This is a genomic window from Pseudomonas serboccidentalis (assembly GCF_028830055.1).
Classification (GTDB): Bacteria; Pseudomonadota; Gammaproteobacteria; order Pseudomonadales; family Pseudomonadaceae; genus Aquipseudomonas; species Aquipseudomonas serboccidentalis.
Map to the genome: position 1 here is coordinate 5,339,874 of NZ_CP101655.1, position 18,167 is coordinate 5,358,040.

General features: G+C 60.4%; 13 protein-coding genes. 10 read left to right on the forward strand and 3 right to left on the reverse strand.

Annotated elements, in window-relative coordinates; translation table 11 throughout:
* Positions 1 to 4: 4 nt before the first annotated feature.
* A complete protein-coding gene (locus tag NN484_RS24340; RefSeq protein ID WP_274658110.1) occupies positions 5 to 2,371 on the reverse strand; it encodes a phosphoketolase family protein in 2,367 nt (788 codons plus the stop codon).
* Positions 2,372 to 2,610: 239 nt separating this feature from the next.
* Here NN484_RS24340 and NN484_RS24345 point away from each other — a divergent pair, with 239 nt between their 5' ends.
* Both NN484_RS24345 and NN484_RS24350 read left to right on the forward strand, forming a co-directional pair.
* Positions 2,611 to 3,594, forward strand: a complete 984-nt coding sequence (locus NN484_RS24345; protein WP_274658111.1) for a zinc-dependent alcohol dehydrogenase family protein — start codon at positions 2,611 to 2,613, stop codon at positions 3,592 to 3,594.
* Positions 3,595 to 3,709: 115 nt separating this feature from the next.
* The gene (locus tag NN484_RS24350) at positions 3,710 to 4,636 is read left to right on the forward strand and encodes a diguanylate cyclase domain-containing protein (RefSeq protein ID WP_127647566.1); all 927 of its coding nucleotides are present in this window, start codon (positions 3,710 to 3,712) and stop codon (positions 4,634 to 4,636) included.
* A gap of 72 nt (positions 4,637 to 4,708) precedes the next feature.
* On the opposite strand, the gene NN484_RS24355 is transcribed toward NN484_RS24350, so the two are convergent.
* Positions 4,709 to 5,887, reverse strand: coding sequence for a sugar transporter (locus NN484_RS24355; RefSeq protein ID WP_274658113.1), 1,179 nt, complete (start codon positions 5,885 to 5,887; stop codon positions 4,709 to 4,711).
* A gap of 186 nt (positions 5,888 to 6,073) precedes the next feature.
* On the opposite strand from NN484_RS24355, the gene NN484_RS24360 reads away from it, so the two are divergent.
* The 8 genes from NN484_RS24360 to NN484_RS24395 all read left to right on the forward strand — a co-directional run bounded on the left by NN484_RS24360 (position 6,074) and on the right by NN484_RS24395 (position 17,670).
* Positions 6,074 to 6,421, forward strand: coding sequence for a DUF4190 domain-containing protein (locus NN484_RS24360; RefSeq protein WP_127647570.1), 348 nt, complete (start codon positions 6,074 to 6,076; stop codon positions 6,419 to 6,421).
* 15 nt (positions 6,422 to 6,436) lie between these two features.
* Positions 6,437 to 6,889: a DUF805 domain-containing protein gene (locus NN484_RS24365; RefSeq protein WP_215500042.1), complete on the forward strand. Its 453-nt coding sequence runs from the start codon at positions 6,437 to 6,439 to the stop codon at positions 6,887 to 6,889.
* Positions 6,890 to 7,161: 272 nt separating this feature from the next.
* Positions 7,162 to 8,415 carry a multidrug efflux RND transporter periplasmic adaptor subunit MexE gene (gene mexE / locus NN484_RS24370; RefSeq protein WP_127647574.1) on the forward strand — a complete coding sequence of 418 codons (1,254 nt, stop codon included), beginning with the start codon at positions 7,162 to 7,164 and terminating at the stop codon, positions 8,413 to 8,415.
* 15 nt (positions 8,416 to 8,430) lie between these two features.
* Positions 8,431 to 11,622 carry an efflux RND transporter permease subunit gene (locus tag NN484_RS24375; protein ID WP_274658114.1) on the forward strand — a complete coding sequence of 1,064 codons (3,192 nt, stop codon included), beginning with the start codon at positions 8,431 to 8,433 and terminating at the stop codon, positions 11,620 to 11,622.
* Positions 11,619 to 13,040, forward strand: coding sequence for an efflux transporter outer membrane subunit (locus NN484_RS24380; RefSeq protein ID WP_127647578.1), 1,422 nt, complete (start codon positions 11,619 to 11,621; stop codon positions 13,038 to 13,040). Before NN484_RS24375 ends, NN484_RS24380 begins: the two co-directional genes overlap by 4 nt.
* Positions 13,041 to 13,304: 264 nt before the next feature.
* Entirely contained in the window at positions 13,305 to 14,360 is a 1,056-nt protein-coding gene (locus NN484_RS24385; protein ID WP_274658115.1) for a tetratricopeptide repeat protein, read from the forward strand.
* Between the two features lie 140 nt (positions 14,361 to 14,500).
* Positions 14,501 to 16,003 (forward strand): ATPase domain-containing protein, encoded by a 1,503-nt coding sequence (locus NN484_RS24390; RefSeq protein WP_274658116.1) that lies wholly within the window; start codon positions 14,501 to 14,503, stop codon positions 16,001 to 16,003.
* The gene (locus tag NN484_RS24395) at positions 16,000 to 17,670 is read left to right on the forward strand and encodes a response regulator (protein ID WP_215500038.1); all 1,671 of its coding nucleotides are present in this window, start codon (positions 16,000 to 16,002) and stop codon (positions 17,668 to 17,670) included. The genes NN484_RS24390 and NN484_RS24395 overlap by 4 nt, the downstream gene beginning before the upstream one ends.
* 114 nt (positions 17,671 to 17,784) lie before the next feature.
* Here the strand turns inward: NN484_RS24395 and NN484_RS24400 are convergent, their stop codons facing one another.
* On the reverse strand, positions 17,785 to 18,162 hold the full coding sequence (locus NN484_RS24400) for a response regulator (RefSeq protein WP_003225116.1): 378 nt from the start codon (positions 18,160 to 18,162) through the stop codon (positions 17,785 to 17,787).
* Between the last annotated feature and the right edge of the window lie 5 nt (positions 18,163 to 18,167).

Genomic DNA, 18,167 nt, shown 5'->3' on the forward strand with positions numbered 1-18,167 from the left:
CCGCTCAGTCGACAACCGGCGGCGTCCACTGCCAGTTCAGTACCTCGGGCAGGTCCTCGCCATGTTCGATGAGGTAGAGCTTGTGTTTCTCCATCATCGACCAGTAGCGGGCTCTGGCGGTCGGCACCTGCGCGTGCAGCCGGGGAACACGCTCGATCACATCCAGCGCCAGTTGATAACGGTCCAGGTTGTTGATGACCGCCATGTCGAACGGAGTGGTGGTGGCGCCCTCCTCCTTGAAGCCACGCACGTGGAAATTATCGTGACTGGCGCGCTTGTACAGCAGGCGATGGATCAACGCCGGGTAGCCGTGGAAAGCGAAAATCACCGGTTTGTCGAGGGTAAACAGGTCATCGAAATGACGGTCCGGCAAACCATGGGGGTGTTGCCACCCTGGCTGCAGCACCATCAAATCCACGACGTTGATCACCCTCACGCGCAAGTCCGGGACGTAGCCACGCAAGAGGGTCACGGCAGCGAGGGTTTCCAGGGTCGGTACATCGCCAGCGCAAGCCATGACCACGTCAGGTTGTTCGTCGTTGTGACAGGCCCATTCCCAGCGGCCGATGCCTGTCTGGCAATGACGCAACGCTGCATTGATGTCCAGCCACTGCCATTCCGGCTGTTTGCCAGCGACGATGACATTGATGTAGTCACGGCTTTTGAGGCAATGATTGACCACTGACAACAGGCAATTGGCATCGGGTGGAAGGTAGATGCGTGCGATGTCCGACTTTTTGTTCGCCACCAAATCGATGAACCCCGGATCCTGGTGAGAAAATCCGTTGTGGTCCTGACGCCAGACGTGTGACGTGAGCAGGAAATTCAACGACGCAACGGGTTTTCGCCAAGGCACTTCGGCGGCGGTTTTCAGCCATTTGGCATGCTGATTGACCATCGAGTCGACGATATGGATAAAGGCCTCGTAACACGACAGCAAACCGTGGCGACCGGTCAGCAAATAGCCTTCAAGCCACCCCTCGCACACTTGCTCGCTGAGGATTTCCATCACGCGACCGTCAGGGGCCAGGTTGATGTCCTCGGTGTGCAAAGGCTCCATCCATGCCTTGGCGGTCACCTCGTAGACAGCGTCCAGTCGATTTGAGGCGGTTTCGTCCGGGCCAAACAACCGAAAGTTGTTCGATTGCCGGTTGTCTTTCATCACGTCACGCAAAAACGTCCCGAGTATTCGGGTCGCTTCCGCGCGCATGGCGCCCGGCGCCGACAGCGCCACGGCATAATCGGTAAAGCGTGGCAGGTTCAGCGGCTGCACCAGGCCACCGTTAGCGTGCGGGTTGGCGCTCATGCGTCGATGACCGGTGGGTGCCAGCGCCGCTATTTCTGGGATCAAGGCGCCGTTGTCGTCAAACAGTTCGTCAGGACGGTAGCTGCTCATCCAGTCTTCCAACTGACGCACATGCAGCGGTTGCTGGAAATCCGCCAATGGCACTTGATGCGCGCGCCAGGTCCCTTCCACACGATGGCCGTCGACGAATTTCGGGCCGGTCCAGCCTTTGGGCGTGCGCAGCACCAACATTGGCCAAAGGGGCCGCTGCGCAGTGGCGGCGGGCTGACGCGACAGGCGCTGGATGTCGCGGATTTTAACAATGATGGTGTCCAGCGTTCTGGCGAGATCCTGATGTACCTGTGCCGGGTCATCACCTTCGACAAAGTACGGATCGTATCCATAGCCATACATCAGGGCCGACAGCTCTTCCTCGCTGATGCAGGACAGAATCGTCGGGTTGGCGATCTTGTAGCCGTTGAGGTGCAGGATCGGCAGCACCGCGCCATCACGCGCCGGGTCGAGGAACTTGTTGGAATGCCAACTGGCCGCCAGCGTACCGGTTTCGGCCTCGCCATCACCAATCACGCACGCCACGATCAGGTCCGGATTATCGAACGCCGCCCCATAGGCATGGGCCAGGCTGTAACCCAGCTCGCCGCCCTCGTGGATCGACCCCGGCACCTGCGCCGATACATGGCTGGAAATCCCGTAGGGCCATGAGAACTGCCGAAACAAGCGTTGCAGGCCGTTGGCATTGCGCTCCACCGAGGGATAGCACTCGGTGTAAGTCCCTTCCAGGTAGGTCTGCGCCACCAGTGCAGGCCCGCCATGCCCGGGCCCTGCGACGAATAACGCGTTGAGGTCATATTGAATGATCAGGCGATTGAGGTGGGCATAGATCAGGTTCAGCCCCGGCGTAGTCCCCCAATGCCCCAGCAATCGCGGTTTTATATGGGCCAGCGTCAACGGCTCGCGCAACAGCGGATTGTCCTTCAGATAAATCTGCCCCACGGCCAGGTAGTTGGAGGCACGCCAATAGGCGTCCACCCCTTCCAATTGCTCGGCATTTAAAAAATCACTCATGAAGTCCTCCGCGAAAGGCCGATTGACCCATTGTCATCGGTCGATTCTGGAAGCCTGCTACGCGCAAGACTTGATCTACATCAAGTCTTGCGGCCACCCCTGAAGCTCAATAGAGGCGACGCTACCCGCGCCTCCGAAAACCGGGCACCCCGTCTGTCCGTAATCCCGCTCAAAGGCCGAATGAAAAGCACGTGCGAAGCCAAGACACCTATGCTTGTCGCACATTCAGGAGTTTGCTCATGCGCGCCATGGTTCTGCACGCCCCCGGCCAATCGCTGAGACTCGAAGAACGCCCAGTCCCGTCCCCCGCCGCCGATCAGGTTTTGCTTAAAGTGCTGGCCTGCGGCGTGTGTCGCACCGACTTGCATTTGCTCGACGGCGAATTGCCGCAAGCCGTGTTCCCCAGGGTGCCGGGCCACGAAATCGTCGGTCTGGTCACGGCGGTGGGCCGAGAGGTCACGCCCGACTGGATCGGTCGGCGGGTGGGTGTGCCATGGCTGGGCTGGACATGCGGTGAGTGTGCGTTCTGTCGCTCGGGCCAGGAGAACCTGTGCGATCAGGCACGCTTTACCGGATGTCACCTGGACGGTGGCTATGCTGAATACACCGTTGCCGATCCGCGTTTCTGCTTTGCTCTCCCTCACACGCTTTCAGACCTGCAGGCGGCGCCCATGCTGTGTGCCGGACTGATCGGCTTTCGAGCGCTGCAAATGACCCGGGGGGCTCAGCATCTTGGGCTTTATGGGTTCGGCGCTGCTGCGCATCTGGCGATACAAGTGGCGCTCGGGCGTGGCCAGCAGGTGTACGCCTTCACCCGTCCCGATGACGACGAAGGTCAAGCCTACGCCCGCTCTCTGGGCGCGGAATGGGCCGGACCGTCCGACCGGGCACCGCCACACCTGCTTGACGCCAGCCTGATCTTTGCCCCGGTGGGCGCACTGGTGCCGGCAGCGCTGGCGGTGACCGTCAAGGGGGGATGCGTCATTTGCGCCGGGATCCACATGAGCGACATTCCGGCGTTCCCCTATCGACTGTTGTGGGGTGAACGCAGTGTTCGCTCGGTGGCCAACCTGACACGCGAAGACGGCAGCGCGTTTTTCCAGGAGTTGCAACACACGCCGGTGCACTGCGATATCACCCGGTTTGCCCTGGAGGACGCCAACCAGGCCCTGGCGATTTTACGCGCAGGGCAATTCAACGGTGCGATTGTGCTCACGCCGTGACCGCGTTTGACGATGGGTATACAAGCGCAAAGGTTGATTTTGATCAATAAATCCGCGGTGCACTGACCTAGCCTGAAGTCAGGGATTGCGCGTCAACTGCAATCGGAGGGGTGCAATGATCGAAAATGACCAGCAAGTACTGGTGAGGGCATTGGACGCCGCGACAAATCCGGTTTTGATAACAGAGCGCACGGGATGCATTGTCTGGATCAACAAAGCATTCTGCTTGCTGAGCGGCTACTCCAAGCCGGAGCTGGTGGGTAAAACGCCACATCTGCTGTCATCGGGACGCCAAGACACCACGTTCTATCGCCATCTATGGATGACAATCCTGGCCGGAGTGACCTGGCAGGGGGAAATGGTCGAACGTCGCAAGGATGGCGGCACTTGCATCGTCAACCAGGTCATCACTCCTGTGCTCGACCCTCACGGCGCCGTGACCCATTTCATCTCCATCCTGCACAACTTCAAGGTCATGGATGAAGAACGCGCCGCGATGCAGAAGCTGGCGTTCCATGACGCCTTGACCGGATTGCCCAACCGGGTGTTGTTTCTGAACCTGCTCAATCAGGCGATCATTTCCGCCGCCCGTCATCATCAGTCCCTGGCGTTGATGTTCATCGATCTGGACCGTTTCAAATGCGTCAACGACACGCTGGGCCACGCCTGCGGCGACCGGCTGCTGGTGGCCGTGGCCGAGCGCCTGGGACAGTCGGTGCGCAGGTCAGACGTGGTCTCGCGCCTGAGCGGCGACGAGTTCGCGATCCTGGTTTGCGGCATGGACCGGATCGAACTGATCCAGGCGTTGGCGAACAAACTGATCGCCGCCATCGCGCAACCCTTCATGATCGACAATCAACGGATCGAGACGCATATCAGCGTCGGTATCAGTCTGTACCCGGCGGATGGCGCGAACGTTGAGCAGTTGCTCGAACGCGCCGACAGTGCGATGTATGAGGCCAAACGCAGCGGTGGCAACGCCTGTCGTTTCAGCCTGTTGGAACAGGGTTGCGAACCGGCCTGCGACTATCCATCGATGTGATGCCGGCCGGCAGCACGGTGGGTCAGCGCTCGAAATGAAAAGGCGCCTGTCGGCGAACGCAAGGCTTCGAACTCAAGCCTCGGCCCGGGCGATGCGATAAGCCGACAGGCAGTAAAACGACAGCGCCAAAGCCGCCAGCACGCCACCCACGACCCCGATGTAAGCGAAGCCCAGCTGACTGCCGACCCAACTTCCTACCAGTGCCCCGCCACCGATACCGATGTTGTAGATCCCTGAAAACAGCGCCATCGCCACATCGGTGGCATCCGGCGCCAGCGTCAGGACTTTCGACTGCAACGCCAGCCCGAAGCCCATGATCGCCATGCCCCAGAACAGGCTCAGCGTGCCGAGGTACGAGACCTTGCCGCTCAAAGGCAACAGCAATGCCAGGCACAAAATGAGCAACGACACGCACACGATCAAAAAGCGCTGAGGGTTATAGCTGTGCACGTAGCTGAACAGCAGCGAGCCGAAAATACCGGCGCCACCGAATAACAACAGGATGAACGTCACCACATCGCCACTCATGCCCGCCACGGTCAGAATAAAAGGCTCGATGTAGCTGTAAGCGGTGAACTGTGCCGTCACGACCATGGCGGTCAGGATATAGATCGCCACCAGCGCAGGCCGCTTCAACAATATCGGCAGACTTTTGAGCGAGCCCGAATTCTGACTGGGCAACAACGGCAGAACCCTCGTCAGGCAAAGCATCAGCGTGGCCGCGAACGCCGCGATCACGATGAATGTGGTGCGCCAGCCCATGGCTTCGCCCAACAACCGACCCAGGGGAATCCCCAACACCATCGCCAGCGAAGTACCGGTTGCCAGCAAGCCCAGGGCCTGAACCTGTTTGCCCGGTGGTGCCAGACGCACGGCCAGAGACGCGGTGATCGACCAGAACAGCGCGTGCGATAACGCCACGCCGATCCGGCTCACCAGCAGCAGACCGAAGCTGGTCGCCAGACTCGACAGGATATGACTGGCGATAAACATCCCGAACAGCACGATCAATAGCTTTCGTCGTTCGACGTTGCGCGTCAGCAACATGATCGGCAACGACGTCAGAGACACCACCCACGCGTAGATGGTCAACATCAGGCCGACCTGCGCGGTCGACATGTCGAAGCTGTTGCCGATCGAACTCAACAGACCGACGGGCACAAACTCGGTGGTGTTGAACACAAACGCAGCCAGTGCCAAGGCAATCACCGCGTACCAATTGCCGCTGGCTGTAGTCGTAGAATTGTTCATTTAAACGTCGTTTACTCTTCGGTGATCGCGCGCACGATCCGTTTCCGTCTGTGGGTGTCTTGCGAGTCTCTGCCAGTCCAGCAGCCATGATGGCAAAGTGATAATGACAAATCCGGTAATAAAGTATAACTTACCGCCGCCCCGACCGATGGAGGGTCGGGCATTCGCACTCAGTTAAGGAAAACGATGGCAATGGTCTATTGTCGTGCTTGCGCCAAGGAGCTACACGAAACGGCGCTCACCTGCCCCCAATGCGGGGCTGCCCAACAGGCCTCTGTGCCGCAAACGCAAGCCGAAATACCCTGGCTGGCCATCGTTTCATTGATCCTCGGGATCATCAGCGCACTGACCCTGTTTGATGACTCCGAATGGGACCGGGATGCGATTGTCGGTGTGGGCATCTTCAGCCTTGCGGGCCTCACCTGCGGCATCGTCTGTATCAACCAAAAACACCCAGGAAGAAACCTCGCGATCGCCGGCATCATTTTGTCAGGCCTTGCCGCGTTCGTTTTGTCCTGTCTATCGATTGAATAATTTTAGGGAAAAAATATGAGCATGGTTTTCTGCCGCGGTTGCGCCAAGGAAATTAGTAGCCTTGCCGTGGCATGCCCACAGTGCGGTGCGCCTCAGGCCACTCAACAGTCCTTTGCAAGCGGCCCCGCCATCACGACGGGCAACCCTTACATGGAAGCACTGAAGAATTACGCCGTATTCCAAGGGCGTGCCACTCGCCGCGAATACTGGATGTTCGCGCTGATCAACCTGGGTATCTGCATTGTCATGGGTGTCCTCGACGCCATGCTCAATACCAAGGGCATCCTTGCCAACCTCTACAACCTGGCGATGTTCCTGCCGAGCATTGCCGTCGGTGCGCGCCGCATGCACGACACCGACCGCAGCGGTTGGTGGTTGCTGCTGCCAATCGTCAACCTGGTGTTCCTGGTGCAAGACAGCCAGCCAGGTCCGAACCGTTTCGGGCCGAACCGCAAAGGTAACAACTGAGTCAGCCTGCAACTGTTGATCGAGACGGCCTTCATGGCCGTCTCTTTGTTTGTGCAACCTGCTTCTGATAAACCCTTGGTACTTTTACTCGCCACACAACACACATTTGTCATCAAACCGATTGATAGCACCCTAACGAAAGGTGCATGCTAGAGGGCTCGAATCGGTCTTATATCATTCCGAATGATAGTTACCTTTGCTTCATTCGATTCGTGCCATCACACCCCGCCGAGCATCATCCGCCCATCTTCAATACTTTGGCGGATGATTCCATGGAACAGTCACTCAAACATTTGCGCTTCCCGTTGGCCCTGTTGGCCGTACTGGTGATGAGCGCCTGCGGCAAGACTCCGGAGACTGCCGCCACTATGCCTGCTGCCAAAGTCAGCGTGGCCAAGGTGCTGGAGCAACCGGTCAACGAGTGGGACGAATTCACCGGGCGCCTTGAGGCGCCGGAAACCGTTGAAATCCGTCCTCGGGTCTCCGGCCAGATCGACGAGGTCGCTTTCACCGAAGGCGCGCTGGTCAAGAAAGGCGACCTGCTGTTCCAGATCGACCCGCGCCCGTTCCAGGCCGAGGTTCGCCGCCTCGAAGCCCTGGTCGCCCAGGCCCGCGCCAACGCCACTCGCAGTGAAAACGAAGCCGGACGTGGTGAACGCCTGCGTGCCAGCAACGCCATCTCTGCTGAACTGGCCGACTCGCGCACCAGCGCTGCACAAGAGGCCCGCGCCGCTGTCGGTGCCCTGCAAGCGCAGCTGGACCTGGCCAAACTGAACCTGAGCTTCACCCGCGTGACCGCGCCGATCAGCGGCCGCGTCAGCCGTGCCGAGATCACCGCCGGCAACCTGGTCACCGCCGATACCACCCCGCTGACCAGCGTAGTGTCCACCGACAAGGTCTACGCCTACTTCGATGCTGACGAGCGTGTGTTCCTCAAATACACCCAACTCGCCCGTAACGGTCAGCGCGGCGCCACCACTCCGGTGTACATGGGCCTGTCCAACGAAGACGGCAATCCGCACCTGGGCCAGATGAACTTCGTCGATAACCAGGTCAACCCGAAAACCGGCACCATCCGTGGTCGCGCCGTGTTCGACAACAGCGACGGCACCTACACCCCGGGCCTGTACGCACGACTGAAACTGGTCGGCAGCGGCACCTACAACGCCATGCTGATCAATGACGAAGCGGTCGGCACCGACCTGGGCAAGAAGTTCGTGCTGGTGATGGATGCGGACAACAAAACCGTCTACCGCGCCGTCGAACTCGGTCCGAAGATCGAGGGCCTGCGCATCGTGCGCACCGGCCTGAACAAGGACGACACGATCATCGTCAAGGGCCTGCAGCGGGTACGTCCTGGTTCGCCGGTGACCCCTGAAGTGATCCCGATGGCCAGCGAGCAGACCATTGCCGCCCTGGCTCAACAACGTCAAGCGCTGGAAGCCAGCAACCTGCCCAAAGTCGCACCTGCCAAAGGCGCGCCGGGATCGGTTGTGAAGCTGGCTGCTACGACCCCACGCGGTTAAGGGACGACAACTCCGATGAATTTTTCCCAATTCTTCATTTCACGGCCGATCTTCGCAGCGGTGCTCTCGCTGTTGATCCTGATCGCCGGTGCGATCTCGCTGTTCCAGCTACCGATCAGCGAATACCCGGAAGTCGTGCCGCCAACCGTGGTGGTACGTGCCAACTTCCCGGGCGCCAACCCCAAAGTCATCGGTGAAACCGTGGCCGCTCCACTGGAGCAAGCCATCACCGGCGTCGAGAACATGCTGTACATGTCCTCGCAGTCCACTGCTGACGGCAAGATCACCCTGACCATCACCTTCGCCCTGGGCACCGACCTGGACAACGCGCAGGTACAGGTGCAAAACCGGGTGACCCGTACCGAACCGAAACTTCCAGAAGAAGTGACGCGCATCGGTATCACCGTCGACAAGGCGTCGCCCGACCTGACCATGGTTGTGCACTTGACCTCGCCGGACAAACGCTACGACATGCTCTACCTCTCCAACTACGCGATCCTCAACATCAAGGATGAGCTCGCGCGGTTGGGCGGTGTCGGTGACGTGCAGCTGTTCGGTATGGGCGACTACTCGCTGCGGGTCTGGCTCGATCCGAACAAGACCGCTTCGCGTAACCTGACCGCCACCGATGTGGTGACGGCGATTCGTGAACAGAACCGTCAGGTGGCGGCCGGTCAACTCGGTGCACCCCCTGCCCCGAATGCGCAGAGCTTCCAGCTGTCGGTCAACACGCAGGGCCGTCTGGTCTCCGAGGAAGAGTTCGAGAACATCATCATTCGCTCCGGCGACAATGGCGAGATCACCCGCCTCAAAGACATCGCTCGCGTCGAGCTGGGGTCCAGCCAGTACGCCCTGCGCTCGTTGCTGAACAATCAGCCGGCGGTGGCGATCCCGATCTTCCAGCGTCCAGGCTCCAACGCCATCCAGATCTCGAACGAAGTTCGCGACAAGATGGAAGAGCTGAAGAAAGGCTTCCCGCAAGGCATGGACTACAGCATCGTCTATGACCCGACGATCTTCGTGCGCGGCTCGATCGAGGCGGTGGTTCACACCCTCTTCGAAGCGCTGATCCTCGTGGTGCTGGTGGTGATTCTGTTCCTGCAGACCTGGCGCGCCTCGATCATTCCGTTGGTGGCGGTGCCGGTATCGTTGATCGGTACGTTTGCGGTGATGCACCTGTTCGGCTTCTCGCTCAACGCCCTGTCGCTGTTCGGCCTGGTACTGGCGATCGGGATCGTGGTGGACGACGCCATCGTGGTGGTGGAGAACGTCGAGCGCAACATTGAACTGGGGCTCAACCCCTTCGATGCGACCAAAAAGGCCATGGGCGAAGTGACCGGCCCGATCATCGCGACGGCGCTGGTGTTGTGTGCGGTGTTTATTCCGGCGGCGTTCATCTCCGGCCTCACCGGGCAGTTCTACAAGCAGTTCGCGCTGACCATTGCGATCTCGACCGTGATCTCGGCGTTCAACTCGCTGACCCTGTCGCCAGCACTGGCGGCGGTGTTGCTGAAAAGTCATGACGCACCGAAAGACCGCTTCTCCAAAGTGCTGGACAAGATCTTCGGTGGCTGGCTGTTCCGTCCGTTCAACCGCTTCTTTGACAAGGCCAGCCATGGCTACGTCGGTACTGTACGCCGGGTCATCCGTGGCAGCGGCATCGCCCTGTTCCTGTATGCAGGCCTGATGGTGCTGACGTTCTTCGGTTTCGCCAACACCCCGACCGGTTTCGTACCGGGCCAGGACAAACAATACCTGGTGGCCTTCGCGCAACTGCCGGACGCCGCAAGCCTGGATCGTACCGAAGACGTGATCAAGCGCATGTCCGACCTGGCCCTGAAACAGCCAGGCGTGGAAAGCGCCGTAGCGTTCCCCGGTCTGTCGATCAACGGCTTCACCAACAGCCCGAACGCCGGCATCGTGTTCGTGACCCTGAAACCGTTCGACGAGCGTAAAGACCCGAGCATGTCCGCCGGTGCCATCGCCGGCGCCCTGAACGGCCAGTACGCGAACATTCAGGAAGCGTACATGGCGATCTTCCCGCCACCGCCGGTACAAGGCCTGGGCACCATTGGTGGTTTCCGCCTGCAAATCGAAGACCGGGGCAACCTGGGCTACGACGAGCTGTACAAGGAAACCATGAACATCATCGCCAAGAGCCATAACGTGCCTGAACTGGCCGGGCTGTTCACCAGTTACACGGTGAACGTGCCACAGGTCGATGCCGCCATCGACCGCGAAAAAGCCAAGACCCACGGCGTGGCTGTCAGCGACATCTTCGACACCCTGCAGATCTACCTGGGTTCGCTGTATGCCAACGACTTCAACCGCTTCGGGCGCACCTATCAGGTCAACGTTCAGGCTGAACAGCAGTTCCGTCTCGAATCCGACCAGATCGGCCAGCTGAAAGTGCGCAACAACAAGGGCGAAATGATCCCGCTGGCGACCTTCATCAAGGTCAGCGACACCTCGGGCCCGGATCGCGTAATGCACTACAACGGCTTCATCACCGCTGAAATCAACGGTGCGGCAGCCCCCGGCTACAGCTCCGGCCAGGCCGAAAAAGCCATCGAGAAACTGCTCAAGGATGAACTGCCGAACGGCATGACCTACGAGTGGACCGACCTGACCTACCAGCAGATCCTGTCCGGCAACACCGCGCTGTTCGTGTTCCCGCTCTGCGTACTGCTGGCGTTCCTGGTGCTCGCCGCTCAATACGAAAGCTGGAGCCTGCCACTGGCGGTGATCCTGATCGTACCGATGACCCTGCTGTCGGCCATCACCGGGGTGATCGTCTCCGGCGGCGACAACAACATCTTCACCCAGATCGGCTTGATCGTACTGGTGGGACTTGCCTGTAAGAACGCGATTCTGATCGTCGAATTCGCCAAGGATAAACAGCTGGAAGGTCTCGACCCGCTGGCCGCGGTACTGGAAGCCTGCCGTCTGCGTCTGCGGCCGATCCTGATGACCTCCTTCGCGTTCATCATGGGTGTGGTGCCATTGGTGTTCTCCAGCGGTGCCGGTGCCGAGATGCGTCACGCCATGGGTGTGGCGGTGTTCTCCGGGATGCTCGGGGTGACCTTCTTCGGTCTGTTGCTGACGCCAGTGTTCTACGTGCTGATTCGTAATTTCGTCGAGCGTGGCGAAGCCCGCAAAGCGGCCAAGGCGAACAATCTTCAACAGCCACTGGAGGCGCAACAATGAGTCTGAAAGTCTTCCTGCCGAGTCTGCTGGTGCTGGCGTTGAGCGCCTGCGCCGTCGGCCCCGACTACAAGACCCCTGCCACGGAGGCGGCCAACATCACGACCGCCACCGACGGCGCCGCCGGGCAAAAGAACTTCGACCGTGCGAAATTCGAAGGCATCTGGTGGCAGCAATTCGACGATCCGACCCTCAACCAGTTGGTGACTCAATCGCTGCAAGGCAACCGCGAATTGCGTGTGGCGTTCGCTCGCTGGAAAGCCGCCCGGGCGATCCGCGACGACGTCAGCAACGATGCAATGCCGACCATCACCAGCCGCGCCAGCAGTGATCTCGCCAAGGGACAAATCCCCGGCCAGACCACCCGCCGGGTCAACAGCGAACGCTATGACCTGGGGCTGGACATGGCCTGGGAGCTGGACTTGTTCGGACGCATCCAGCGCAATCTGGAAGCCAGCGACGCCGACCAGCAAGCGGCCGAAGCCGACCTGTACCAACTGCAAGTCACCATGATTGCCGAACTGGTCGACGCCTACGGTCAATTGCGTGGTGCGCAGCTGCGGGAAAAGATCGCGGTGGCCAACCTGGAAAACCAGCAGGAGTCGCGCAAGATCACCATCAGCCTGCGTGACGCCGGCGTGGGCGATCAGCTCGACGTCGAACGTGCCGATGCGCGTCTGGCCTCGGTTGAAGCCAGCGTGCCGCAACTGCAGGCCGAACAGGTTCGGCAGAAGAATCGCATCGCCACCCTGCTGGGTGAGCGCCCGGACAAACTGACCGTCGACCTGAGTCCGAAAGACTTGCCGGCCATTGCCAAGGCCTTGCCGATCGGTGACCCGGGCGAGCTGCTGCAACGGCGTCCGGACATCCTCAGTGCTGAACGCAAACTGGCTTCGGCCACCGCGCGAATCGGCGTGGCCAAGGCCGATCTGTTCCCTCGGGTCAGCCTCAGCGGCTTCCTCGGCTGGACGGCCGGGCGGGGTTCGCAGATCGGTTCCTCGGCGGCCAACGCCTGGGCGCTCGGCCCGAGCATCACCTGGGCGGCGTTCGACCTCGGCAGCGTGCGTGCGCGTTTGCGCGGCGCCGATGCCGATGCCGAAGGCGCACTGGCGACCTACGAGCAACAAGTGCTGCTGGCCCTGGAAGAATCGGAAAACGCCTTCAGCGATTACGGCAAGCGTCAGCAACGGCTGATCTCGCTGATCCGCCAGAGTGAATCGAGCCGCAAGGCTGCCGATCTGGCAGAAATCCGCTACCGCGAAGGCACCACCGACTTCCTGGTGCTGCTCGACGCCCAGCGCGAACGCCTGAACGCCGAAGACAGCCAGGCCCAGGCCGAAGTCGATCTGTATCGCGGCATCGTCGCAATCTACAAGGCCTTGGGTGGTGGCTGGCAGCCGGAAACCGTCGCCAGCAAGTAACGTTTTCCAACGAGCTCCTTTGGTTGGCCGCAACCAACCAATTTTTTGCCCCGCGTATCATTCGGTCGCGGGGCTTTTTTGTGCCAGCCCCCTGTAGGAGCTGCCGCAGGCTGCGATCTTTTGATCTTGTTTTTAGAAGCAACATCAAAAGATCGCAGCCTGCTGCAGCTCCTGCAGATCAATTCGCAAGCCCGGGTTTGACTGATGGCCTTGTCTGACCGAAGCTTGCCCCTCTGCTAAAGAACACCCGTTCACGGAAATCGCATGCCTCAGTCCCGCCGCTACCTGCTCATCAGCCTTGGCCTCGTGCTGCTCATCGTCGTTGCCTGGCTATCCCTGCGCACCACCGCGCCGGTCGTACCCGAAGCGATCAAACGCGGCTACAGCGAAGCCCTCACCGCGGCCCGCTCCGGTCAGCCGGGGGCGGCACGGCAGTTGTATCAACAACTGGGCCGTCCGGACCTGTCGGTCAAGCGCAGTGTCTGGCTGCTGGCCGAGTTGCCTAATTACCCAAGCCCACAAGCCCTGAAACTGGCCGATGCCCATCTGCAGAACGAAGCCCCCGAGGTGCGGCTGGCGGCGATTCAAAGCATCGTGGGCCTGGTGCCCGGCGGCCAGCGCAGCCTGTTGCTCGGGCCGATGCTCGACGATGAAGACCAAAGCGTGCGCTTCGCCGCGATCAACGCCCTGCTGGGCCTGACACCGGATGAACTCGGTCTGTATTTCGCCCCGCTGCAGCAAGCGATCGATGGCTGGGAACAGGTGCTCAAAGGCCAACCGGAAAGCGCCGCGACCTACGCCCAGCTCGCCCGCCTGTATCTGCACAACGCCGAACTGAAACAGGCCCAGCAAGCGCTCGACAACACCCTGCGTCTGGAACCGGGAAACCTGCCGGCGCTGGTGATGCAGATCGATGTCCTCGACCGTCAGGGCCAGAGCGACGCCGCCCGCCAATTGCTCGCCAGGCAATTGCAAAGCCAGCCCAGTTCCGCCTATCTGCAGCACGCGCTGGGCCTGTGGCTGCTGCACCACGGCCAGCGTGAGTTCGCCCTGCTCGGTTTGTCCAAAGCTGTCGAACTGGAGCCTGACAACAAGGACTACCGTTACGACCTGGCGACCACTCTGCACGCCGCCGAAGAACTGGAAGCAGCGCAAAAGCAATTGCAGGAAGTGGTGCAACGCCATCCCGCCGACCGCAAGGCCCGGGTGCTGCTGATCAATTACTGGAAGGAAAGCGGCCAGTTGCAGAACGTGCAGATCCTGCTGGCGCAACTGGAACAGATGAACCCTGACGACCCGGCCTTGCAGCAAGGGCTTTGAGCCGCTGCCAGTGTGATCAATGACACGTTGATATCGAAACCTCGGAACCGTCATGACACGCAGCGGTCAAGTAATCAGGTAGTGCACAACGGCTTGTACAGCCTGCTGCCTCGATTCCCCTAGTCATGAGAGGGCATTCTTTGTCTACGTCCAACGAGTTGATCAGTGCAAAAGCCGCCACCGGCATCGCCGGCCTGGATGACATCCTGGCCGGCGGTCTGTCCCGAGGTCATGTGTTTTTGCTCGAGGGTGAACCCGGCACAGGCAAAACCACCGTCGCGTTGCATTTTTTGTTGGCTGGCGCCCGCGCCGGCGAACGCTGTCTGTACATCACGCTGTCGGAAACCGAGCGTGAACTGCGTCAGGGCGCGGCCTCCCACGGCTGGGAACTGAACGAAAACATCGAAATCTTCGAGCTGACACCGCCGGAAAGTCTGCTCAACGCCGAGCATCAACAAAGCCTGCTGTACTCCTCCGACCTTGAGCTGGGCGAAGCCACCAAGCAGATTTTCGAAGTGGTCGAACGCTTCAAGCCGACCCGCGTGGTGCTCGACAGCCTGTCGGAGATTCGCCTGCTGGCGCAAAGCTCTCTGCGTTACCGTCGACAGATTCTGGCCATCAAACACTATTTCGTACGTTACGACGCCACGGTCCTGCTGCTCGACGACCTGACCACCGAGTCCCTCGACAAGACCGTGCACAGCGTCGCCCACGGGGTAATCCGCCTCGAAGAGCTGACGCCCAACTATGGCGCCGAGCGCCGACGCATCCGGGTGATCAAGTACCGCGGCCAGAAATACCGTGGTGGCTTCCATGACTTCACCATCATGGGCGACGGTGTGCATGTGTTCCCGCGTCTGGTGGCCGCCGAACATCGCAGTGACTACCCGCGCCTGCAACTGAGCAGCGGCATCCCGGAAATGGATGCACTGCTGGGCGGCGGTGTCGAAACCGGCTCCAGCACGCTGATACTCGGCCCGGCGGGGACCGGCAAATCGCTGATCTCGATGATCTTCGCCGCCGCTGCCGTGGCACGCGGCGAAAAAGCCGCCCTGTTTATCTTCGATGAAGAATTGGGCCTGCTGTTCGAACGCATGAAAAACATCGGCATCGACCTCAAGGCCCTGCAAGCCACCGGCAACCTGCTGATCGAGCAAGTGGACGCCGCCGAACTGTCCCCGGGCGAGTTCTCTCACCGGGTGCGTCGCTGCGTCGACGAAGGCAGCATCAAGACCGTGGTGATCGACAGCATCAACGGTTATCAGGCGGCGATGCCTGAAGAGAATGCGCTGGTGCTGCACATGCACGAGTTGCTGCTGTATCTGAACCGCAAAGGCGCGGCAACTTTCATGACCGTCGCCCAGCACGGTCTGGTGGGCGACATGCAGGCGCCGGTCGACATCACTTACCTGGCCGACACGGTGATTCTGTTGCGTTACTTCGAAGCTCTGGGCAAGGTTCGCCGGGCGATCTCGATCATCAAGAAGCGCACCGGCAGCCACGAATCGACGATCCGCGAATACCGCATTTCGACTCAGGGCATGACCATCGGTGAACCGCTGGAAGCCTTCCAGGGTGTGCTGCGTGGCGTACCGACCTACCTCGGCGCGAGCAACCCTCTGCTGCGGGAAGAAGGCTTGTGACGGTCGCCGTACCGCTGTCGGAACGGGCGCTGATCCTGGCGCCCATGGGTCGTGACAGCCAGGTTGCACTGATGATCCTCAATGAGGCGGGTTTTGGTGGCGTGATCGCCACTGATCTGGGGGCGTTGTGCGCCGAACTGGAGCCCGGCGCCGGCCTGCTGCTGATTGCCACCGAAGCCCTGCGCGGCCCGGAGCTGGAAACGCTGTTGCTGTACCTGGAACAACAGCCGACCTGGTCGGATCTGCCGATCGTCCTGCTGACCCACCACGGTGGCCCGGAACAAGGCCCCTCCTCGCGCCTGAGCAAATTGCTGGGCAATGTCACCTTTCTTGAGCGACCGTTTCATCCGGCGACCCTGGTCAGCCTGGTCTCCACGGCCCTGCGCGGGCGCCGACGACAGTACGACGCTCGCGACCGCCTGATCGATCTGAGTGAAAGCGAGCAGCGCCTGCAATCGACTCTGGAAACCCTTGAGCAACAGGTCGAGGAGCGTACTGCGCAACTTCGGCACAACGAAGAAGCGCTGCGCCAGTCGCAGAAAATGGAAGCCGTCGGCCAGCTCACCGGCGGCATCGCCCACGACTTCAACAACATGCTGACCGGCATTATCGGCAGCCTGGAATTGCTGCGCCGCCGGCTGGCTCGCGGCCGCACCGATGACCTCGACAGTCTGATCGATCTGGGCGTGACCTCGGCCAACCGCGCTGCCGGCCTGACCCACCGTTTGCTGGCCTTCTCGCGGCGTCAGTCACTGGACTCCAAAGCGGTGCAGATGAACACCCTGGTGCTGTCGATGGGCGAGTTGCTGCAACGCAGCCTCAACGAAAGCATCCAGCTGGACATGCGCCTTGACGACAAATTGTGGGTGGCCGAAGCCGACCCCAATCAACTGGAAAGCGCCCTGCTCAACCTGGCGCTCAACGCGCGCGATGCCATGCCCGATGGCGGCAAATTGGTGGTCGCGACCAGCAATCAGGTGCTTGCCCGCGAATTCACCGAGTCCTACACCAATCTCGAACCCGGCGATTACGTGATGCTCAGCGTCATCGATAACGGCAGCGGCATGCCGCAGAGCGTGATCAACCGCGCGTTCGATCCGTTTTTCACCACCAAACCGATCGGCCAGGGCACCGGGCTCGGTTTGTCGATGATTTATGGCTTCAGCAAACAGTCCCGTGGTCACGTCTCGATCGACAGCGAAATCGATCAGGGCACCACGGTCAAACTGTACCTGCCGCGTTTTCGTGGCGAGGAACTCGACCATCCGGTTTCCAGTATCGAGCAAGCCCCGGATGCGCTGGATGGCGAAACGGTGCTGATCGTCGAAGACGACCCCGCCGTGCGCGTGTTGGTCAGCGCTGTGCTCAGTGAATTGGGCTATGCGTTCGTCGAGGCCAGCGATGCCGACGGCGCGGTACCGATCCTCAACTCGGCGCAGCGCATCGACCTGCTGATCAGTGACGTCGGCCTGCCGGGCATGAACGGTCGGCAACTGGCGGAAATCGGTCGGCAGTACCGCCCGGGGTTGAAGGTGTTGTTCATCACCGGATATGCCGAGCACGCCGCCGTGCGCGGCGGCTTCCTCGACTCCGGCATGCAGATGATCACCAAGCCGTTCACCTTTGATCTGCTGACCGCCAAGGTGCGGGAAATGATCAAAAACTGACCCCCCAAAACACCTGTAGGAGCTGCCGCAAGCTGCGATCTTTTGATCTTGTTTTGAAGATCAAAAGATCGCAGCTTGCGGCAGCTCCTACAGGGGCATTTCAGTGTTTTTAGATCAGGCCAGCAATTCCTGAATCTTTTCCTGCAACACATCCAGATCGAACGGTTTTTCCAGGATCGGCGCCTTGCGCGTGATCGGGCTGCCGGTCTCGCGGATTTCCTGCGGATAGCCGCTGATGAAAATCACCTTAAGGTCCGGGCGCAGCTTGACTGCCGGCTCAGCAATCTGCACGCCGGAGATGCCACCCGGCAGACGAAAATCAGTGATCAACATGTCCAGATGCGGCTTGCTCGCGAGAATCTCGAACGCCTGCTCGCCGTTTTCGGCCTGCAACACACGGTACCCCTGCCCCGACAGGTAATCTGTCAGCACCATCAAGATAACCGGTTCGTCCTCGACGACGAGTACTACATCTTGTGCATCTACGCTCATGGGAA